Annotated in this window: 27 protein-coding genes, 1 tRNA gene and 2 pseudogenes; 13 read left to right on the top strand and 17 right to left on the bottom strand. The window is 60.7% G+C overall.

All coding sequences use genetic code 11. The features are described from left to right. Positions 1–96: 96 nt before the first annotated feature. The gene (locus EDE08_RS38290) at positions 97–261 is read left to right on the top strand and encodes a hypothetical protein (protein WP_162832225.1); all 165 of its coding nucleotides are present in this window, start codon (positions 97–99) and stop codon (positions 259–261) included. Between the two features lie 79 nt (positions 262–340). Here the strand turns inward: EDE08_RS38290 and EDE08_RS08905 are convergent, their stop codons facing one another. Further along, a complete protein-coding gene (locus tag EDE08_RS08905; protein WP_131868554.1) occupies positions 341–628 on the bottom strand; it encodes a hypothetical protein in 288 nt (95 codons plus the stop codon). Positions 629–824: 196 nt separating this feature from the next. Here EDE08_RS08905 and EDE08_RS08900 point away from each other — a divergent pair, with 196 nt between their 5' ends. Both EDE08_RS08900 and EDE08_RS39360 read left to right on the top strand, forming a co-directional pair. After that, positions 825–1,142: a hypothetical protein gene (locus EDE08_RS08900; RefSeq protein ID WP_245524738.1), complete on the top strand. Its 318-nt coding sequence runs from the start codon at positions 825–827 to the stop codon at positions 1,140–1,142. Positions 1,143–1,226: 84 nt separating this feature from the next. Beyond that, the gene (locus tag EDE08_RS39360; RefSeq protein ID WP_061881883.1) at positions 1,227–1,355 is read left to right on the top strand and encodes a hypothetical protein; all 129 of its coding nucleotides are present in this window, start codon (positions 1,227–1,229) and stop codon (positions 1,353–1,355) included. Positions 1,356–1,479: 124 nt separating this feature from the next. Here the strand turns inward: EDE08_RS39360 and EDE08_RS08890 are convergent, their stop codons facing one another. From EDE08_RS08890 to EDE08_RS08885, 3 genes are all read right to left on the bottom strand, one after another. Next, entirely contained in the window at positions 1,480–1,677 is a 198-nt protein-coding gene (locus EDE08_RS08890; protein ID WP_131868553.1) for a hypothetical protein, read from the bottom strand. 601 nt (positions 1,678–2,278) lie between these two features. Continuing rightward, positions 2,279–2,413, bottom strand: coding sequence for a hypothetical protein (locus tag EDE08_RS39355; protein ID WP_283810545.1), 135 nt, complete (start codon positions 2,411–2,413; stop codon positions 2,279–2,281). A gap of 515 nt (positions 2,414–2,928) precedes the next feature. Continuing rightward, positions 2,929–3,225 (bottom strand): HU family DNA-binding protein, encoded by a 297-nt coding sequence (locus EDE08_RS08885; RefSeq protein ID WP_018323108.1) that lies wholly within the window; start codon positions 3,223–3,225, stop codon positions 2,929–2,931. A 408-nt stretch (positions 3,226–3,633) separates the two neighbouring features. Here EDE08_RS08885 and EDE08_RS08880 point away from each other — a divergent pair, with 408 nt between their 5' ends. Further along, on the top strand, positions 3,634–3,936 hold the full coding sequence (locus EDE08_RS08880; RefSeq protein ID WP_131868552.1) for a hypothetical protein: 303 nt from the start codon (positions 3,634–3,636) through the stop codon (positions 3,934–3,936). Positions 3,937–4,742: 806 nt separating this feature from the next. On the opposite strand, the gene EDE08_RS08875 is transcribed toward EDE08_RS08880, so the two are convergent. Next, entirely contained in the window at positions 4,743–4,970 is a 228-nt protein-coding gene (locus EDE08_RS08875) for a hypothetical protein (RefSeq protein ID WP_028182153.1), read from the bottom strand. Then, a complete protein-coding gene (locus EDE08_RS08870) occupies positions 4,964–5,197 on the bottom strand; it encodes a hypothetical protein (protein ID WP_131868551.1) in 234 nt (77 codons plus the stop codon). Before EDE08_RS08870 ends, EDE08_RS08875 begins: the two co-directional genes overlap by 7 nt. Before the next feature lie 89 nt (positions 5,198–5,286). Here EDE08_RS08870 and EDE08_RS39605 point away from each other — a divergent pair. Continuing rightward, a pseudogene (locus EDE08_RS39605) lies at positions 5,287–5,490 on the top strand (DUF3072 domain-containing protein). 58 nt (positions 5,491–5,548) lie between these two features. Beyond that, positions 5,549–5,701: a hypothetical protein gene (locus tag EDE08_RS38285; protein WP_165935832.1), complete on the top strand. Its 153-nt coding sequence runs from the start codon at positions 5,549–5,551 to the stop codon at positions 5,699–5,701. A 146-nt stretch (positions 5,702–5,847) separates the two neighbouring features. Here EDE08_RS38285 and EDE08_RS08860 read toward each other — a convergent pair whose 3' ends face one another. From EDE08_RS08860 to EDE08_RS08850, 3 genes are all read right to left on the bottom strand, one after another. After that, a complete protein-coding gene (locus tag EDE08_RS08860; protein WP_131868550.1) occupies positions 5,848–6,111 on the bottom strand; it encodes a hypothetical protein in 264 nt (87 codons plus the stop codon). Positions 6,112–6,328: 217 nt separating this feature from the next. Further along, positions 6,329–7,003, bottom strand: coding sequence for a transposase (locus tag EDE08_RS08855; protein WP_131868549.1), 675 nt, complete (start codon positions 7,001–7,003; stop codon positions 6,329–6,331). An 89-nt stretch (positions 7,004–7,092) separates the two neighbouring features. Continuing rightward, on the bottom strand, positions 7,093–7,965 hold the full coding sequence (locus tag EDE08_RS08850; protein WP_131868548.1) for a LysR substrate-binding domain-containing protein: 873 nt from the start codon (positions 7,963–7,965) through the stop codon (positions 7,093–7,095). Positions 7,966–8,032: 67 nt separating this feature from the next. On the opposite strand from EDE08_RS08850, the gene EDE08_RS08845 reads away from it, so the two are divergent. Both EDE08_RS08845 and EDE08_RS08840 read left to right on the top strand, forming a co-directional pair. Then, entirely contained in the window at positions 8,033–8,668 is a 636-nt protein-coding gene (locus EDE08_RS08845) for an FMN-dependent NADH-azoreductase (protein WP_131868547.1), read from the top strand. A 53-nt stretch (positions 8,669–8,721) separates the two neighbouring features. Beyond that, positions 8,722–9,142, top strand: a pseudogene (locus EDE08_RS08840) (organic hydroperoxide resistance protein). A gap of 400 nt (positions 9,143–9,542) precedes the next feature. Here the strand turns inward: EDE08_RS08840 and EDE08_RS08835 are convergent. Next, positions 9,543–10,298 carry an HNH endonuclease gene (locus EDE08_RS08835; protein WP_131868546.1) on the bottom strand — a complete coding sequence of 252 codons (756 nt, stop codon included), beginning with the start codon at positions 10,296–10,298 and terminating at the stop codon, positions 9,543–9,545. Positions 10,299–10,835: 537 nt separating this feature from the next. Between EDE08_RS08835 and EDE08_RS08830 the strand changes: the two genes are divergently transcribed. Next, positions 10,836–11,060: a hypothetical protein gene (locus tag EDE08_RS08830; RefSeq protein ID WP_131868545.1), complete on the top strand. Its 225-nt coding sequence runs from the start codon at positions 10,836–10,838 to the stop codon at positions 11,058–11,060. 496 nt (positions 11,061–11,556) lie between these two features. On the opposite strand, the gene EDE08_RS08825 is transcribed toward EDE08_RS08830, so the two are convergent. The 4 genes from EDE08_RS08825 to EDE08_RS08810 all read right to left on the bottom strand — a co-directional run bounded on the left by EDE08_RS08825 (position 11,557) and on the right by EDE08_RS08810 (position 13,106). Next, on the bottom strand, positions 11,557–11,775 hold the full coding sequence (locus EDE08_RS08825) for a hypothetical protein (protein WP_131868544.1): 219 nt from the start codon (positions 11,773–11,775) through the stop codon (positions 11,557–11,559). Then, positions 11,772–12,098, bottom strand: a complete 327-nt coding sequence (locus EDE08_RS08820) for a PadR family transcriptional regulator (RefSeq protein WP_131868543.1) — start codon at positions 12,096–12,098, stop codon at positions 11,772–11,774. Before EDE08_RS08820 ends, EDE08_RS08825 begins: the two co-directional genes overlap by 4 nt. A gap of 253 nt (positions 12,099–12,351) precedes the next feature. Next, entirely contained in the window at positions 12,352–12,582 is a 231-nt protein-coding gene (locus EDE08_RS08815) for a hypothetical protein (RefSeq protein ID WP_131868542.1), read from the bottom strand. A gap of 77 nt (positions 12,583–12,659) precedes the next feature. Beyond that, positions 12,660–13,106: a GIY-YIG nuclease family protein gene (locus EDE08_RS08810; protein WP_131868541.1), complete on the bottom strand. Its 447-nt coding sequence runs from the start codon at positions 13,104–13,106 to the stop codon at positions 12,660–12,662. A 325-nt stretch (positions 13,107–13,431) separates the two neighbouring features. On the opposite strand from EDE08_RS08810, the gene EDE08_RS08805 reads away from it, so the two are divergent. The 3 genes from EDE08_RS08805 to EDE08_RS08795 all read left to right on the top strand — a co-directional run bounded on the left by EDE08_RS08805 (position 13,432) and on the right by EDE08_RS08795 (position 15,602). After that, positions 13,432–14,091: an oxidoreductase gene (locus EDE08_RS08805; RefSeq protein WP_131868540.1), complete on the top strand. Its 660-nt coding sequence runs from the start codon at positions 13,432–13,434 to the stop codon at positions 14,089–14,091. A gap of 134 nt (positions 14,092–14,225) precedes the next feature. Next, positions 14,226–14,678 carry a VOC family protein gene (locus EDE08_RS08800; RefSeq protein WP_131868539.1) on the top strand — a complete coding sequence of 151 codons (453 nt, stop codon included), beginning with the start codon at positions 14,226–14,228 and terminating at the stop codon, positions 14,676–14,678. A 285-nt stretch (positions 14,679–14,963) separates the two neighbouring features. Beyond that, complete coding sequence (locus tag EDE08_RS08795; RefSeq protein WP_131868538.1) at positions 14,964–15,602, top strand: glutathione S-transferase family protein; 639 nt, start codon at positions 14,964–14,966, stop codon at positions 15,600–15,602. Positions 15,603–15,727: 125 nt separating this feature from the next. Here the strand turns inward: EDE08_RS08795 and EDE08_RS08790 are convergent, their stop codons facing one another. The 3 genes from EDE08_RS08790 to EDE08_RS08780 are packed head-to-tail and all read right to left on the bottom strand — an operon-like array spanning position 15,728 to position 16,458. Next, positions 15,728–15,895 (bottom strand): hypothetical protein, encoded by a 168-nt coding sequence (locus EDE08_RS08790; RefSeq protein ID WP_035678397.1) that lies wholly within the window; start codon positions 15,893–15,895, stop codon positions 15,728–15,730. Positions 15,896–15,900: 5 nt separating this feature from the next. Beyond that, positions 15,901–16,146 (bottom strand): hypothetical protein, encoded by a 246-nt coding sequence (locus EDE08_RS08785; protein WP_131868875.1) that lies wholly within the window; start codon positions 16,144–16,146, stop codon positions 15,901–15,903. A gap of 57 nt (positions 16,147–16,203) precedes the next feature. Continuing rightward, a complete protein-coding gene (locus tag EDE08_RS08780) occupies positions 16,204–16,458 on the bottom strand; it encodes a PilZ domain-containing protein (RefSeq protein WP_061880412.1) in 255 nt (84 codons plus the stop codon). 221 nt (positions 16,459–16,679) lie between these two features. On the opposite strand from EDE08_RS08780, the gene EDE08_RS08775 reads away from it, so the two are divergent. After that, positions 16,680–16,754, top strand: a tRNA-Glu gene (locus EDE08_RS08775). Positions 16,755–16,858: the final 104 nt, after the last annotated feature.

The raw sequence follows: 16,858 nt of genomic DNA, 5'->3' as shown, positions 1-16,858 counted from the left end.
GAGCGCCAATGGATGTGTTGACGCGACTCAACGTGATTGCGGCGGCAGCGCTTGAGTTCACATGTGCACATACTCAGGTGTGGAGGGGATTTTCACATGACCGAAGACGAAGAACGCAAAGCGCGCGAGCGCGATGAGATCGCCGCCCGGGTCGCCGCCTTCCGTGCTACGCAAGAGAAGTTCAAGCGCGAGCGCGAAGAATACTTCGTGTCGACGCTGGAGAACGCCCGCAAGGTGGAACGGCCATCGCTCTGGCCATAGCATCGCCGCGCAGGCAAGCGCGAGGACATGCGAATGAAAAAAGCCCGGAGCAACGCTCCGGGCTTTTCGCTATTGGCGGCTACCAATGGCGCCAGTGGCGATGGCGGTAGTACGGCCCACCGCCGTAATAGGCGTACGGACCCGGCCCGTAATAATAGCCCGGGCCGCCATAATAGCCGTAACCGGGACCGTAATAGCCATACGGTCGGGAGGCTGCGACCGCGCCCGCGGTGATGGCGCCGGCAGCAAGGCCGAACGCGAGGCCCGGGCCGATGCCGCGACCGCGCGCCTCGGCCGGCGCAGGCGCCGCGACGGCGGTCACGCCGACGGCCGCGATCGTGGCCAGAACTGCCAATGTCTTCTTCATGCTCCTCTCCTTCGCGTCTTCGCGGGATAACCGCGAGCGTCTGCGATGGTTGCGCGACCCGCGGAAACCCGGCGCGCTCAAAAAGCGTTGATGCAAGGGGAACGAAATCGCCGGACGCGGATTGATTTGCCAAGTGCGGGAGCCTCCGCCATCCGGGTCGAGGCAACAGCACGAAGACCCCGTCAGTATCTCCGCGATGCTGGCGGGGTTTTTCAGTTTAACGGGAGCCAATGGCAGCAGACCGCAATTGCTGCCAGCGGGGCGGACGATCGAGGAGGAATTTTTGCCATTATCCGCTTTGCTGGCCCGTATCCGCAAGTTGGTTCCCAGATCCGACGATCAGCATTACGACGAGATCGTCCGCAGCTTCGGTGTCGGCACCCTGCGCCCGCCGCCGACGCCGATGACCGACGGCGAACTGGCGCGGGCGATCGCCGAGTTCCTGAACGAGCAGCCGTCGAGCAAGTCCGTCGCGGCCCTCGGCCGCCGGCTCGACCCCTCCTCTCCGGTGTGAGTTCTTTTCGGGAGCAGGGAACCCCGATTGCGCGCGGACGTTGAGTCCCTTCCTCACGCTGAGCGGAGGGAAAAGAGGTCCGACATGCCCGCGTGGCTCGAAGTCTTGCTCAACCTGTCCGGCTATGCCGGCTTCGTCGCGCTCGCCTCGCGCGGCGGCGTCGCTTGCCCGCAGGCGCCGGCCGACGATCGCATCTACGGCGACGAACGCTAGAGCATGATCCGGAAAAGTGCGCAGCGGTTTTCCCTCGCGACAAACGCGGAACGCGTTTGCGCGGAGATCATGCCCAAACAACAACCTGAAGCGCGATGACAATTGATCCCAATCGCATCGCGCTTTAGTTGGCGCGCGCAGCCTGGCCCGCCGTGCGCACCAGCCGGTCGGCCTTGACCGCCACGCGCGTGTCCTCGGCCTGCGGCCGCAGCGAGAAGCTGATCACCACGAAAGCGAGACAGAACAGCGTGCCGACGACGGCGACGCGCCGGTAGGTGTACCGGTCGCCTTGGTAGAAGGACGGCGTCGAAAAAGGCGTCATGACAAAATTGCTTGTTGGCAAAGTCGCTTCTTGCTTCTTGCCAGACACCTACCCCACCCCGCGGCAAGCGCAACGCGATTGGGCTTTTAACCTAACCGAATAGGGTTATCGGCGTCCGCGCAAGCACTCGTTAGGCACATCGGAGGCGGCGCCTCAGCCGTCGGGACAGGCGAAAGACCGGCCGACCTTGTTCCGGCTTCGACTCCATTTCGTTCTCGAAGAACGAATCGGAATCGCAGAAATGGGTGCGGAGCAGTTCTTAACAAACACTTTGCGACATCGATCGGAGCAGTCCGCATCCATGGCGCTTTCCTCGTCTCGCCCTTTCGGAGAAGCCTCGCGCGGGGCCGGGCATCACTCCGTCTCTTTCCGGCTGCGGGTCCGCATCGCCGCCGCTGGGCGCCCCTGTTCTGCATCCGACTCCATTTCGTTCTCGAAGAACGAATCGGAGTCGAGAAAACCGGCGCGGAGCGAATCCTAACGATCGATGAAGGCGAGAACTCTCGCACCTTCGGCCGCACAGCTCTTCGCCGCCGAACTCTTCGGCGGCAAATCGCGCGCGAGCGGCTGGACCGTGATCACGCGCGCGGGTTGACGCGGATCAAGCCGCCCGCTTCGTTTTCGCCTTGGAGAAGCATTCGAGGATCTGGATGCGAAGCTCTTCTGCGGCAGGCCCCTCGAGCTTCCTGAGCTCGTTCCAGAGCCTGATCACTTCGCGCTGTTTTTCGACAGTCATGAGTCACCTCCAAAAGTCTCCCAAGGCGACCCGCACTAGAACAAAAAGAGAACGAGAAGTCCAGCCCCTCCGGCTAAATTTCGCCGGCCTCGCGTTGAACCTTTTCTGAGCGGCGTAGACTTATGGAAGCTGGGGATTTCAGCGCCCAGTCACACGGCAGCGCCGCCTGACGAACATACTCCGTCACCGCGGCGCTGTTGCTTTTTAGATTTTCAACCTTAAGTTTGAAATACGGTTGGCGGCCAGGCGCTGAAATCCCAACGCCGTCAGCCAAGAGAGCCCCGCGCGAAAGCGCGGGGCTTTTCTATTGAAGTCGGTGTGATCTCTTGAAGGCGACGGGCGCGGATTGCATGCCAGCGAAGCGAAGCCTCGCCCTTGCGCATCGATCGGCTGAAATCCAGCGGACCGGCAACGGTGCAGCGCAACCGCTCGGCCCTTTGGAAGCCGGCATCGCGAGCTTCGTCGTGGAGACGCGATGATCTGCGAGGTCTGTGAGAACGAAAGTCGCTTGCGCCTCAGACGGCGTCCTTGGCGACCTTCAGCGGCGAGGCCTTGACCGATTTGCTCGCGGGCTTCGCCGCAAACTGCATCGGCTCCTTGGTGAAGGGATTGACGCCCATGCGCGCTTCGGTCGCCGGCTTGTTCACGACCGACATCTTCACGAAGCCGGGAATGACGAACTCACCGGACTCGTTGAGCTCCTTGTAGCCGACCGTCGCCATGTACTCGATCACCGACTTCACGTCGTTCTTCGAAAGCTGCGTGCCCTCGGCAATTGCATCGATCAATTGGGTTTTCGTCATCTTCGCCATGTCTGAATTCCTTTGAATGGGGGGCGCGAGCAATTCCCGGAGAGGACGCGGCCGGACCGCGGGGGCGCGCTGCTGATTCATGCCAGAGGTCATGAAGTGTCCGGGCTTAGAACCCATCGAGGCCGAAAACGCAAGCACGGGTTCGCAAGGACTCCCTTCCTCCTGTGAACGATTCCCGCTCTCTTTTTGAACAATTCGGCGGCTGGCGCGTCTTAGAATTGAAGTCCCCAAGCCCCCCCACCAGAGAGCCCCGCTTCCCCCAGGCGGGGTTTCGCTGTCGCGACTCTTCTTGATCCGCCTGCGGTGTCACCTGCACGTGAAACCTGTGGCTCGGCCGGCGTTGTTGACACTTCGGTAACCTAACGCGGCCAAGCTTCGATCAGGTCTGTTGCGTTGGAGTATCCCACAGTGCTGGATTTTGACGAGCTGCGTGAACTCGCGGCTGATGTTCGTATTTTTGTCGAGGTCGCCGAAGACAAGGCCGAAGCGCTCAGGGCCGTCATCGCGGCTTATGACGTCGTGCTGGCGATCTTCCCCACTGAAGAGGGCATGGGTCTCCACGTCATCAAGGGCCGCGAGATCCTGGACGGGATCGCGAAGTCGCGGACGCATGCGATGTACAGCCACACCGCGATCGCCGTTCCCGACCTCGCACATGCAGAAGCGCTCAAGTTCCTGACGACACCTGTCGACCACCGGATTGCGGCCTGAAGCACGATCCGGAAGAAGTGCGCAGCGGTTCTCCCTCGCGACAAACGCGTGACGCGTTTGCCCGGCAAGTCCGGCTGTGGATTTTCTTTTGAACTTTCTGCCGGCTCGCGCGTCTTACAGTTGAAGCGTCCCCAAGCTTCACCTCCGACAGAGAACCCCGCTTCCCCCAGGCGGGGTTTTCGCTTTTTGGCGCGCTTGCGCTGCATCGGCTCGTCCGGAATTTCAAGCCTCTCTTTGCCGTTGACCCGGCTCCCCTCCCGAAGCACCTTTTCGGCGGGCAGGCTTTTGAGGAGGAGTTATGCCGAAAACCCTTGTGGAATTCAGAGCGCAGAACCTTCGTTTGCTGGAACGGCTTTGTCCCGATGATCCCCGATACATCCAGGCCTGGTTGAAGAAATTCGACGAGCAGAACGGGATTGCACCCGAAGCACGTCCAAAGTCCCGCAAAACGCGACGGATTTCTCCGCCGAGAAAGGCCGCTTCGCCCGGCCGGACCAGGTCAGCGTCCTCCTCCTCGGTCTCGCCACGCTGATCGGCGCAACGACGAGCGCGCATGTCTTCGCCCTCGTTGCCCTTCGTAACGGGAGCGCAGAAGATGGTCCGATGACGGCCACGCCTGCGCGCCGCCGCCCATCGCGACTCTTCCAGCTTGCGGCCGCTCTTGGCGAACAAGCTGCAACTGGGAGCGCCGTCGTCGCAATTCGAACTCGTGCAGCTTGACGGCGCGTCGCATCTCGACCGGGAGCGGCGACACCGGCGACTTGCCCCGATGCGATGCACGAGCAACGACACGAGAGCGCAGCCGATCACGGAATATCCGCAGCCTTCCGGCTGTCGCCGATCGAAACCGGCTTGTTCAAAAAATACTCGCGGTTGCCCGTCGCGGCCTCTGCGTACTGGTCGATGGCCACGATGATGGCCTGGACGTGGGCGTAGCACCACCCTTCCCGCGTCGCCTTTCTACGAACGTCCTCGAGCGCGGTCAGGAAGGGCGACAGTTCTCTCTCGTCGTCGAACCAGCGCCTGCTCACCATGTCCTCCCGCCGAGCACCCTGCCCTTGTTGTGATGCGGCTCTGCGCTCCTCAACGCGTCACGCTGGGCGCAGAGACTTTCAACCTTCGCCTCCATCCGCGACAGCAGCGCTACGGCCGAGGCGGTGCCGACGCCCGCCCGCTGCAGCTGGAGGATCTCCTTTCTCTGCCTGCCAATCTGGATGCGCATCCGTTCGATCTCCCGCCTGACAAAGTCCAGGTCCGGCATGTTCAGCCCTCGCGATTTGAATATGGCCAAAGAGAACAAAAACGGAACGATGAGTCGAGTCCGGCGTTTGACGGAGAAGGAGATTTTCGATGGCGGACGACATCCGGATGGAACCGAAGGATTGGGTTTCCGGGGACGACCCGATGACGGGAGCCCACGAATGAGCCCAGGAATCCTATCTCGAGACCCTCGCCGGGCAGGCGCATCAGGACCTGCCCGAGGAGAAACTGACCAGGGCCGAGGCCTCGGAGCTGATCGACGAGATGCGGCAAAAGGCCGGGCTGGAGCGGTGACCCGTATTCTTGCGGGAATCCGGAGCCATGTATATGCAAACGAAATTGGGAATCGAAAATGCCTTATTTCGTTTGCGCCCGCGACGGAGCGGGCCAGATCATTTTGAAGCGCGACACCAGGGAAGCGGCCGAGAAGAAGGCCGCCGAGCTCCGTGACATGGGCTATTTCGAAGTCGAGATCGTCGCGAAGGGTGTGGAAAAGGCGGCGTGACGAAGCGGGCACGGTCGGCGGAGGCGGCCGTGCACGATCAAACAAGCGCTGCGGCCTCGGCTGCTATCAAGGTCGAGCCAATCTGCCCGCGGTGCCCCAAAGCGCAGCAACCCTCGTAATCTTTCCCATCATGTGAAGCTGGCGCTTCATGCTTCCCTCAGCACCTTGAAGGCGCTGAGAATGACGAAAGCACCCAGACCGTAGGTCAGTGCATTCACGCCCCAGCAAATGGCGATGCCGAGGACGGTGGATCCTCCGACCGCTCCCAAGAAAAAATACGCTGCGGTGATGCCCGGCCATTCCAGCGAGAGGAACGCGAAGTCGGTCAGCGGCTCCAGGACGAGGAGCACCGTCGAGATGAGCGCCCCGATGGCCAATGCGATGAGGAGGCTCGCTTTAACGGAGTACATCACAATCCCAGCAGAAGGCGGCCCACGACAAAGCGTGCAGCACGGCCATGAATCTTCGTATCGAGCCACGCACAGATGGCCACCCCAGCCTGGTCTCAGCCAGCCACCAACGAGGCACCTGACGAGGTCAAACAGGAGTTCTGCAACGAGTGGGGCCATGCCTTTAGTCGGCGCCACCTCTGGCGGGGTTCAAGGGAATTATTACGGTGACAGTGCACTAAATACCCCCCTCCTCCACCGACGGCTTCGGCCCGCGCTTGGCAGGCTTGAGGACACGCCCGGTCTGACGTTCCAGCCGGGCGAGAAAGCGGCTGTCTCCGAGCGGCCGGCCGATGCTCTCGGCTGAACGCAGGGCGTCGAACAGATCGTCTTCCGGCTCGGTCGCCAGCAGATCGGCGAACTCCGGAAAACGATCGCGGATCGGCGCCAGCGCGGTCACGCCGTCCTCCTTGCCGCGCAAATGCGCGCGCGTGCTCGACCAGCGCCAGTCCTGTGCCCGCGCTACCTGCCGCGCGCGCACCGGATTGAGCGACACGTAGCGCAGCGCCGCCGCGAGATGTTCTTCGTCCATGGCAACAGCGCCGAACCGGCCCTGCCAGAAATGACCGGTACGCTTACGTCGCGCGTGAATGATCCCGGCGTAGCTGCGGTGCACGCGCGAGAGCGCACGCCGCAGCCCGTCGGGATCGGACGGCACCAGGATCAGGTGCACGTGGTTCGGCATCAGGCACCAGGCCCACACCTCGACCCCAGCGTCCCTGCAATTCGCTGCAAGCAGGTCGCGATACAGCGCATAATCGCCGTCCTCGAAGAACGTGCGCCCCCGGCCATTGCCGCGCTGGGTGACATGGTGGGGGTGACCGGGGATGACGACGCGAGCGAGACGAGCCATGCTGCATCATGGCCGTGAAAGCGGCCGGCGTCAATTAAATGCACTGTCACCGTAATGCTGTAACGGGTTGCGTCACTGACCGGCGGCGCTTACGTGCGACCGGCCGCGTCTCGAATAAGGCCTGCCAACGTCGTCACGGCCTCTCTTCGATCGTCGCTTCGGATATGGACTACATATTCCACATCCGGCAGTGTTGGCAGGCCTTTCTCCCCGTCAACAACACGTAGGCCGGCGCCAATCAATCCGCGCGGCAATGGCGTTGCGGCAAGACCCGCCCTCACGATAGCGCGCATGCCGGCAAGACTCGGAGACGAGCCCGCAAACTGCCAAGGGCAGCCCGATTTGGCGAGCGCGCGCAGCGCGAGCTCGCGATACGGACAAGGCTCCGGAAAGAATGCGAGGGGCAGCGGATCAGGCAAGTTTCGCTTTTCGGCAAAAGCCCAAACCAGCGGCTCCTGCCAAAGGCGCCAACCAGCTATTTTCGCATCGCAAATGGAGCCGACTGCAAGATCAAGCTCCCGGGCTTCAAGTTTTTGAAGTAGCTGCGTGACAATGCCGATTTCCAATTCCAGAGCGAGAGCGGGATGCTTGCGAGTGTAGCGCTTGAGAATCTTCGGCAGCCAGTCATCGACGAGATCTTCCGCAACACCGATCTTCAATCGTCCCGCAAAATGGCTTCCAACGAGGGCAGCATGCGCGTCTTCATTCAGTTGCAAGATCGTTCGCGCATAACCGAGGAGAGTTTCTCCAGCCCGCGACAGCGTCACATTCCGGGTGTTGCGTTCGAATAGCGCCTGACCGGCCTGGGCTTCAAGCCGGTGAATCTGGGCGCTCACAGTCGATTGCGTGGAGTTCAAAGCCTCCGCCGCACGTGTGAAACTGCGCCCTTCCGCAACCTTGACGAAGGTTCGAAGCAAGCTTGGTTCGAACGCCATGGCCAATTGATCCACGTTTTCGTTCAATATAACACTTTTTATTCGCTTGTTAAGTCAATTCGGCAGGGTTACGAGGAACGCGGGAGGATGAAATATGTCCAAGGTTCTGTACGTCGAAGCATCGCCGCGAAAGCAACGCTCTGCCTCGATCGAGGTTTGCGAGGCGTTCATCGAGACCTACCGCTCGAAAAACCCTTCTGATGAGATCGAGAAGCTAGACGTTTGGTCACTCGACCTTCCGACCTTCGGCGAGGCCGCTCTGGACGCCAAGTACGCGGGCTTATCGGGTACCCCTCTGACGAACGAACAGGCCTCCGCGTGGGACACCATCCGACGCCTAGCGGCGCCCTTTCTAAACGCCGACAAGATGGTGTTTGCCGTGCCGCTGTGGAATTTCTCCATTCCATATCGATTCAAGCATTTGATCGACCTTATCACGCAGAAGGACATTCTTTTCAGTTTTGATGAACGTGGTTTCGGCGGCCTCGTGAAGGCCAAGCGGGCGGTTGTGGTTTACGCCCGAGGTCTCGACTATTTCTCCGACTCTTCGATCACTCCACGGAAATCTTACGACTTGCAAAGCCCCTACATGGACCTGTGGCTCCGCTTCATAGGCATCTCGGACATTCGTGAGATCGCCGTCGAAAAGACCCTCCTCGGATCCGAAATGGACCTGGAGACAAGAACTGAAGGCAAAAGACAGGCAGTCGAGCTGGCCCGCGATTTCTGAGCGCCCTGACAGCCGACCCGAGCAGCATGGTCCATAGACGACGAGGAGTACTCATGGAAGCTCTCTACACCGCAACCGCTACCGCCGTGGGTGGCCGGGCAGGAAGCATCAAATCATCCGACGGCGTTCTGGATCTGCAACTCGCTTACCCCAAGGAATTGGGTGGCCCGGGGGGCGTGGCTACGAACCCCGAGCAGTTGTTCGCGGCCGGTTACGCAGCTTGCTTCGAGAATGCACTCATGCGGGTGGCGCGGGAAACGCAAAGCACCAATTCGCGAATCCAGCGTCACGGCTCACGTAACGATCGGCAGAAACCAAGAAGGTTTTTTCGAACTCGCAGTCGTGCTTGAAATTTCGGTGCCGAACCGCGACCGGGCGGAGATCCAGGATATGATCAGGGTGACCCACGAAGAGGTTTGCCCATACTCACGAGCGACACGAGGCAACATAGAGGTCGAGTTCCGGATTACTTGATCGAAGCAGAAACGCCGAGGGTGCAAGAATTTCCTAGCCGCTCCGACATGCCATGGCGTTTAGTCGGCACCACCTCTGGCGGCCGGATTACGGTGACAGCGGATTACGGTGACAGTGCATTAAACTATCGGATCTCGCCATCCGGGTTTGGGCTGCGCTTCGCGCACACCAATTTAGTGCACTGTCACCGTAATCTAGGGACTTGTTGCGTGACGAAACTGATGGGTTTCGCAAGTGCTCTACCCATCCTACGCGCTGTCGGACCTTCGACGGCATCTTCACCCACATCGTGGCCAAAATCCATTTTGCCATTTCATTTCGGTAGTGGCATCACGACGCCGGAGGAATCCTGCGAGCCGACCTTGTTTGACCTTGCTCCTCGAAGCCTTGGAAAGATGACTTAGGGTCCGCTGACGACGGTAACGGTGTCATTGGCGACAGTGAAAACAATCTCCCGTTTGTTGCTTTCGACAACATAGAGACCTGAACCTGATGCTTCTTTTCTTGCTGTGATTTCACCCAAATAAATGCTCAAGCAAAACAAGTCCCTTCCAATAGTAAGCCGTTGCTCGTTGAGACTGTCGATCGACAAGCTCTTTTGGTGTGTTAGTTTCCTGTATTCTAGCTTGTGATCTATTTCTCCCCAAACATCTTCTGGTATCAAAGCGGCTTCGTCAGAACGCTCGGTCTCGTTGCTGCCCCCGATACCCATTTCCCTGAGCTGTTCAAAAAACTCTGCCTGCGTGAAGACGCCTTTTTCAAGCGATCTCGCCACAGCGAGAAGGATGTCCTCAAGCTGTCTCGCCTTTCTCAGCTTTTTTAGATTTTCTTCAAGCTTAGGAAGGTTACGTTGAACGCGCGTGAGTGCGATTGCGACTGCTCCGCCAATGAGAAGCAACCCACCTTTTTGACTGTTGCATCTCTCACAAGAGGGAACCAAGTTTCCATGGCCTAGGATGTCAAAATCAAGAGGCAGGCCGAGAGTGGTGAGAGCGCTAACCCGTTCCTCTTCACCTCCACGGTGGAGGTGCTCGGGCACGATGTGATCGACCCGCATGTCTAGCAATAGAAGTTCGGTGCCTCCGTGAAAGCACTTTTTGTCATAAGTCTCCCACAGAGCTTCTCGAAAGCTGCTTGTAAATCTCTGCTGCGCCATAGTGTCCCCAACAAGGCTTACAAGCTTCGATAGAACCACGGAAGACGGTTATTTGACGCCCCGCCTTTGGCGCTATCCCCATGGCCACCCGCCTTGGGACTGATCACCTAATTCCCCCTCCTCAACCGACGGCTCTGGCCGCGCTTGGCGGGCTTGAGGACACGCCTGGTCCGACGTTCCGAGGCGTTGAAGTGCCTCCTAGTTGTCGCACTTGCCGGGATTTGCGCTGCACCACCTGCTGACGGCAGCGCTGTCCCATCCCCTCGCCTTGTTGATCGAAACGCACTGCTCGTAACTACAGGTCTTTGCCTTCGGTGCCTTGGACGTCCTCTCCTGGGCCAGAGCAGGTAAGCCCACCATGGAAATCGCGACGGCGAGGGTGAAAGCACGCATAAAATATCTCCTCCCAAAACTGCGAGCTGACCGAAATGATTTCGTTCTGACTTGACGTCTATGCGAGAACTTTTGCTCACGCAATCAGAGCTTGTGTCACGCACGAACGCCGGTAAGCTAACCCCGTCGATTAAGGGGGTTGTCATGAAGATACTGAAGTTGGGTTTGCTTGCATTGCTGATTTCGGCTGCACCTGCCGCCGCACAGATGGTCCTCGACCAGGAGCCCGCCCGCGGTATGCTCAAGCCCGGACAGACCGTTTATGTGAAGTGCGGGCCGGGTAAGGCTCGGATCATCACAGGTGGCAACAACGTGCAGGGCAAAGGCCCGGGCCGCCAGCGCGGTCCCTGCGTACCGATGAAGTCTTGATGAGTGGCGCCGCCGGCTGCGGCCGGCGGTCGCTGGGCCTTCGGTGCATTCGGTAATGGTCAACTAGGTTCGCCACGCGGTTTGCTGCAAGTGCACGTCATCAATGGCATAACGACAAGGAGAGCGCGCAGCTTAGACCGCCGCGGTCCTTCTCAGATGCAGGCCTTGTGTAGATTCTTGAACTACGGTGACAGTGCACTAAAAGCCGCCCTGCTCCACCGATGGCTTGGGCCCACGTTTGGCGGGCTTTGAGGACGCGCCTGGTCTGACGCTCCAGACGAGCGAGAAAGCGACTGTCCCGAGCGGCCGGCCGATGCTCTCGGCTGCACGCAGAGCGTCGAACAGATCGTCTTCCGGTTCGGTTGCCAGCAGATCGGCGAACCCGGAAAACGATCGCGGATCGGGATTACGGTGACAGTGCATTAAACTTCGATCTCGCCATCCGGGTTCGGGCTGCGCTTCGCGCGCACCAATTTAGTGCACTGTCACCGTAATCTCAAGCATCCATAGCCGCGACGCTATGAAGAAGATGCTCGCGTTTTTCTGACTCCACGCGGTGCATAAAGCGCGTGAGGGCAATGCTCAGTTCAACTTTCTTCTGTTCTGTTGACAGACTAGGATCGAGCTCAACCTCGATTACCTTGCCGTCGTTGCACTCGAACCGGTAATGATCCGGTCCGAGCTTATCGACCTTGATTTTCGAGTCCGTCTTCACCCCATGGCTCCTTTCCATTCCAACCCTTCGGTCAGACGGAAGAAGCCGTTGAGCGAAGCATTGAGGGCCTTCTGGCCCTTACCGGTGATCTCGAAGTACATTTTGGCCCGACCACCGCGTTCTGCGGTGGCCTCGCCTTGCCGAGACCGGACGAACCCCTTGTCCTGCAACTTCTCCAGCGTGGCGTAGATTGTCGCCATCGGGACTTCCTTCTCTAGCCGTTTGGCTAGTTCCTCATGAATGGAGACACCGTAGGCGTCCCCGGCTTTGCGTAAGATCGCGAGCATTACCACCTGCTCGGTCTGCTTAAGTGTAGTATCCATTTTCCCACGTTCCCTTCTGGCCCCCGCTTACTTCGCGGCTCCTTTCATTCCAGGTATCTTCCAACTTATAGAATATATTCCCGGAGTCAATGTTCCAGAAATTGGAAAATATCGGATTGTGCGAGAGCTGGGCCAGGGTTGATCAATCCCATATCGGCTTATTTGCTAGGCGGTGTACTGATGGCGACGTCGTCGGCAGGCAGATGGGGACTGTCATTTTCCGAATATCTGGGACTCGCCGTCCAACAGAGGATTACGTTATTTTGAACCCCTTCACCCCCTTGAACGCCTCTTTGATCTTTCTGTTTACATCACTCTTGAGCAGATCAACGGCGCGCTTCTTGATGTCACCATAAGGACCGAAGTCCACGCCACACTCTTTGCAGCTGGCGTGCGACTCATCGGTGTGATTATCGGGCAGGGTGATCTCCGTGCAGCCGCACTGCGGGCACTTGAAGTTTACATTGATATGTTCAGTGGACATCGCTCTAGTCTCCTAAGCCGTCGACGACGAACCTCTCCGGGCGAGTCTCGATCCCGCCCGGCGACTTTACTTCACGGTCAGAGCTTAAGAGCACCGAGCAGTCCGAGAGGCATGTCTGACTTGGTGCCTCCCGCCACCACGTCCCTGAGGCCCAGAAGGCCACCGAGACCTGCTAGCGAGTTGTGCTGCGAGTTCAACGGAGGGCACAGCGTGCGGATCAGCCGCTGCTCCACATCGTGGAAGTGCACCTTGCTGTGGACGTCAGTGCGGTGAACCCATAGCTCGGTCGCGCCATCGCGCTTGGCTTCATCGATACGGTCGTGAGAGCCGATCCTAGTGGCGAGATCCTCAGCTCTGCCTATGTAGTGCACGAAGCCGTAAGGCGAGACGAATCCATACACGCAGTTGCGCCCTTGAGGCCTGGCATCGATCGGGTATCGCTGAAACTCGAACTTCCACTGCCAGTCTTGCAGGCAGCGATTTTCTGCAAAAGGGGTATTGAACAAAGCGCCGTAAAGTGACATCGGTGGGTTCTCCATTGCGAGAGCGCCCGGTTTCCCGATTCCCCAAGAAAAGGTCCCGGCGCGGTTCGCGACGCGAATCATTCGCGCCGCAGCCCTAGAGAACACACGTAGAACGAAATCTGCGCAACCCCGTCGCGAGCAGTAGCGGCGGTTATTCGACCTTTGCACAGCCTTAGGTGAGAAAGGACCGCGATCCTCCAGCCTGCAAGGGTGGCGTGACGCGAGACCTGCGCTAGCAAAGCGTTCTTTACCCTGAACACAGTCACTGACGTGAGTGACCCTCGGACGCCTCCCTGACAGGTAATCAACGCAAACAGTGGCTTGAATGAAATCCGCTCTCGTCTTCGGCGCAACCGGCTTCATCGGCTCGCATTTGCTGCGCGACCTGTTGGACAGTCCCGACTATTCGCGGATCGTCGCGGTGGCCCGCAAGCCGCTGGCGATGAGCCATCCGAAGCTCACGGTGCTGATCGGCGATCTCGCTTCCCTGCCCGCGCTCAAGCCGCAACTGGTTGCGGACGAGATCTTCATCGCGCTCGGGACGACGCGCAAGCACACGCCTGACGAGGCCGAGTACTACAAGATCGATCATGATTATCCGCTGCTCGCGGCCGAGATCGCCAGGGCGAACGGCGCGCGGTCGGTGTTTCTGGTCACGGCCGTTGGCGCCAACGCCGCTTCCAGCGTGTTCTATCTCAGGACCAAGGGCGAGGTAGAGCGGGACATTCTCTCGCTCGATTTCGAGCACACACATATCTTCCGCCCCTCGATGATCCTCGGCGAGCGCGACGAGGACCGCCCGCGTGAACGCCTCATCATCGCGATCTGGAGCGTGCTCAATCCGCTGCTCGTTGGCCCGGCCGACCGGTATCGCGGGCTCGCCGGGAACGACATCGCGCATGCCATGGCCAAAGCCGCGCGGCATCAAACGGAGAAGGCGCGAATCTATCATTGGAAAGAGATGACGGCACTGCTTCGAACGTGATCCGGTCCGAGCCGGACCGGCACCCCTCACGCACATTTGCCTCGGCCCCCTGCCCCTCCTCCCCTTTTCCTGCTATCTCACACCCGCCGGCACCGCCGCCCCAAAAACCCTCCACCACCCAGGGAGCAACAACCATGCGATACCTCCACACCATGCTGCGCGTGCGCAATCTCGATGTCGCGCTGAAATTCTATGTCGATGCTTTCGGCTTGAAGGAGGTGCGGCGGATCGAGAACGACAAGGGGCGGTTCACGCTGGTGTTCCTGTGCTCGGCGGACGACCTCGAGGCGCTGAAGAAGCAGCCGCCGACGCGCGGGGCGCCGCTGGTCGAGCTCACCTACAATTGGGACGAGGAGAAATACGGCGAGGACCGCTTCTTCGGCCATCTCGCCTATGAGGTCGACGACATCTACGCCACTTGCGAGAAGCTGATGAAGGCCGGCGTCACCATCAATCGGCCGCCGCGCGACGGCAACATGGCCTTCGTGCGCTCGCCGGACCTGCACTCGATCGAGCTGTTGCAGAAGGGCGATCCGAAGCCGCCGCAGGAGCCCTGGCTGTCGATGCCGAACACCGGTCATTGGTAGTCTTCGCGCGGGAACAAGCGCGCACGGCCCGCGTTCACCCTCCAGTGATGCAATTGGAGGAGGATGCGATGGCGAGAGGGCTGTTGCTGTGGATGATTGGCGTGCCGATCCCGGTGATCATTCTGTTGTGGCTGTTCTTCGGCCGCTGACGTCAGGTTGAACTTTGCAATGAAAGCTCCGCCGCGTGCGGAGCTTTTTGCATGAGGGCGCGCCGCAATCGCGCATCGCTCGACGCGGCGAATTCCGCTATCACCCGCAGCAAGCGACAATGCGGGGAGACGCTTCATGCCTGATACCAAGCTGACGATCTGGGGCCGTGCCAATTCGGTCAACGTGCAGAAGGTGCTGTGGTGCCTGACCGAGCTTGGCCTCGCCTATGAGCGCATCGATGCCGGCATGCAATACGGCAAGACGCGCGAGGCCGAGTACCTGACGATGAACCCCAATGCGCGGATCCCGACGCTGGTCGAGGGCGACTTCGTGCTGTGGGAGTCCAACTCGATCATGCGCTATCTCTGCCTCGCGCATGGAAGCGGCACGACGATCTACCCGGAAGCGCCGAAGCAGCGCGCCTCGGTCGACCGCTGGCTCGACTGGACGCTGTCGATGGTGCAGCCGGTCGACCGTCCGGTGTTCTGGGGCATCGTGCGCACGGCGCCCACCGAGCGCGACATGATCCAGGTGCAGCGCGATGCCGATGCCGCCGCCGAGGTCTGGGCCATCGCCGACCGCCTGCTGTCGTCGCGCCGCTTCATCGAGGGCGATGCGTTCACGCTGGCCGACATCGCGATCGGGTCCTATGCGCGGCGCTGGCTCGGGGTCGAAGGCATCAGTCGGCCGGCGCAGCCGCACCTCACCCGCTGGCTCGCCGAGCTAGGCAAACGGCCCGGATTTGCACAATTCGTCGCACCGCCGATGTCGTGAGCGGCGGCAGGGTGCAAGCTGCGGCGATCGCGCGAGGAATCGTCGTGCTGGCGCGCTGCTCCGGCGTCACGGCAGCACTTGACGGCTACTGTGCATGGGGTTGTTTTCGCAGTTTTGTCGGGGCTTCAGCGCCAGCCGCGCTCGACCAGCAGGACGGCGATGATGAGCACCAGCGTCACCACGGCGGTCGCCAGCCGGGCCGTCCAGCTCAGGCCGCGGCCGACCCACCACAGCAGCGCGCAATACATCATGATGGGAACGATGAGGTCGAGCCGCAGCAGGTCCGCCGGCATGGGTCTCAGCGCCTGACGCTGGTGTCGATGCTGATCGAGCCACCGACCTTCACGCAGGTCCCGGTGCCCTCGACCATGACGAAGCGCGGGCCGTAGGAGGCGCAGGAGCCCGCCCTGGCCTTGCCGGCGGCGCTCTTCAACGGCAGGGCGTTGCCCGCTTGCTGCCGTTCGGCAGGCGGGAGGCGGAGGCTCTCGGCCGCGGCCGCAGACGTGGCCAGCAACGAGATCAGGATGAGGAGCGGCGTACGCATCGCCGCCTTGTAGCCCGGACCGGTGCGGCGCGCCATCGGGGGCGTTCGCGTCCGCGATCAGATGAACCTGACGCCGGCCGACTTGCCGCGACGCCAGACCACCTGGCAGCTCCGCCCGGTGCGCGCGTCGCGTGCGAACGCCATCCGGATCACGCCCGGAAGCTGGCTGGCGTCCTCGTCCAGCGTGATTTTCGCGCCCGTGTCGGAGATGTCCTGGACCAGGCAATGCCGCGCGGCGAAGCCGCCGTCGAGCGTGATCCAGGCGTGCTGCGACAGCAGCTTGCGGGCGGCGCGCTTTTTCGGCGGTGGCATTTGGAAAATCTCCCGCTCCAGCGCTACGCAGGGAACCCTAACAAACCGTTGAAATCGCCTCCGATGCCTCCGGCCCGCATTATCCACGGGTGCCAAAAGTCCGTTCCCGAACGGCTTGCCCGGGAGCGCAAACGCCACTATACGTTCGCCCGCTGCAAGCCGCCGGGCGCCGTTCGGCCGGCCAGCGGCCGTGCCGCGGCAAGCGGCGGGGCCCTGCGTTTGCTCCCTTCGTCTATCGGTTAGGACGCCACCCTTTCACGGTGGAGAGAGCGGTTCGATTCCGCTAGGGAGCGCCAAAAAGCACCTAAAGTCATAGCGATGCAGGCAGGTTGGCCGGGGTGGTTAGCCGCCCGGCTTCGGCCTGCGCCTTACCGGGAGATCAAGCAGCGGTAGCGGACGC

Origin of the sequence: Bradyrhizobium sp. R2.2-H (genome assembly GCF_004346455.1) — a bacterium.
In the GTDB taxonomy this organism is placed as follows: Bacteria; Pseudomonadota; Alphaproteobacteria; order Rhizobiales; family Xanthobacteraceae; genus Bradyrhizobium; species Bradyrhizobium diversitatis.
This window is presented reverse-complemented; position numbering and strand designations above follow the sequence as displayed.

Excerpts from the sequence above, each read along its gene's own strand:
- EDE08_RS08785 (WP_131868875.1), bottom strand. The coding sequence starts at position 16,146 with ATGCGTACGCCGCTCCTCATCCTGATCTCGTTGCTGGCCACGTCTGCG.
- EDE08_RS08830 (WP_131868545.1), top strand. The coding sequence starts at position 10,836 with ATGAAGATACTGAAGTTGGGTTTGCTTGCATTGCTGATTTCGGCTGCA.
- EDE08_RS08900 (WP_245524738.1), top strand. The coding sequence starts at position 825 with ATGCTGGCGGGGTTTTTCAGTTTAACGGGAGCCAATGGCAGCAGACCG.
- EDE08_RS08805 (WP_131868540.1), top strand. The coding sequence starts at position 13,432 with ATGAAATCCGCTCTCGTCTTCGGCGCAACCGGCTTCATCGGCTCGCAT.
- EDE08_RS08905 (WP_131868554.1), bottom strand. The coding sequence starts at position 628 with ATGAAGAAGACATTGGCAGTTCTGGCCACGATCGCGGCCGTCGGCGTG.
- EDE08_RS08800 (WP_131868539.1), top strand. The coding sequence starts at position 14,226 with ATGCGATACCTCCACACCATGCTGCGCGTGCGCAATCTCGATGTCGCG.
- EDE08_RS08790 (WP_035678397.1), bottom strand. The coding sequence starts at position 15,895 with ATGCCGGCGGACCTGCTGCGGCTCGACCTCATCGTTCCCATCATGATG.
- EDE08_RS39355 (WP_283810545.1), bottom strand. The coding sequence starts at position 2,413 with ATGACTGTCGAAAAACAGCGCGAAGTGATCAGGCTCTGGAACGAGCTC.
- EDE08_RS39360 (WP_061881883.1), top strand. The coding sequence starts at position 1,227 with ATGCCCGCGTGGCTCGAAGTCTTGCTCAACCTGTCCGGCTATGCCGGC.
- EDE08_RS08885 (WP_018323108.1), bottom strand. The coding sequence starts at position 3,225 with ATGGCGAAGATGACGAAAACCCAATTGATCGATGCAATTGCCGAGGGC.
- EDE08_RS38290 (WP_162832225.1), top strand. The coding sequence starts at position 97 with ATGACCGAAGACGAAGAACGCAAAGCGCGCGAGCGCGATGAGATCGCC.
- EDE08_RS08890 (WP_131868553.1), bottom strand. The coding sequence starts at position 1,677 with ATGACGCCTTTTTCGACGCCGTCCTTCTACCAAGGCGACCGGTACACC.
- EDE08_RS08835 (WP_131868546.1), bottom strand. The coding sequence starts at position 10,298 with ATGGCGCAGCAGAGATTTACAAGCAGCTTTCGAGAAGCTCTGTGGGAG.
- EDE08_RS08820 (WP_131868543.1), bottom strand. The coding sequence starts at position 12,098 with ATGGATACTACACTTAAGCAGACCGAGCAGGTGGTAATGCTCGCGATC.
- EDE08_RS08845 (WP_131868547.1), top strand. The coding sequence starts at position 8,033 with ATGTCCAAGGTTCTGTACGTCGAAGCATCGCCGCGAAAGCAACGCTCT.
- EDE08_RS08870 (WP_131868551.1), bottom strand. The coding sequence starts at position 5,197 with ATGCCGGACCTGGACTTTGTCAGGCGGGAGATCGAACGGATGCGCATC.
- EDE08_RS38285 (WP_165935832.1), top strand. The coding sequence starts at position 5,549 with ATGCCTTATTTCGTTTGCGCCCGCGACGGAGCGGGCCAGATCATTTTG.
- EDE08_RS08815 (WP_131868542.1), bottom strand. The coding sequence starts at position 12,582 with ATGTCCACTGAACATATCAATGTAAACTTCAAGTGCCCGCAGTGCGGC.
- EDE08_RS08875 (WP_028182153.1), bottom strand. The coding sequence starts at position 4,970 with ATGGTGAGCAGGCGCTGGTTCGACGACGAGAGAGAACTGTCGCCCTTC.
- EDE08_RS08810 (WP_131868541.1), bottom strand. The coding sequence starts at position 13,106 with ATGTCACTTTACGGCGCTTTGTTCAATACCCCTTTTGCAGAAAATCGC.
- EDE08_RS08780 (WP_061880412.1), bottom strand. The coding sequence starts at position 16,458 with ATGCCACCGCCGAAAAAGCGCGCCGCCCGCAAGCTGCTGTCGCAGCAC.
- EDE08_RS08795 (WP_131868538.1), top strand. The coding sequence starts at position 14,964 with ATGCCTGATACCAAGCTGACGATCTGGGGCCGTGCCAATTCGGTCAAC.
- EDE08_RS08855 (WP_131868549.1), bottom strand. The coding sequence starts at position 7,003 with ATGGCTCGTCTCGCTCGCGTCGTCATCCCCGGTCACCCCCACCATGTC.
- EDE08_RS08860 (WP_131868550.1), bottom strand. The coding sequence starts at position 6,111 with ATGTACTCCGTTAAAGCGAGCCTCCTCATCGCATTGGCCATCGGGGCG.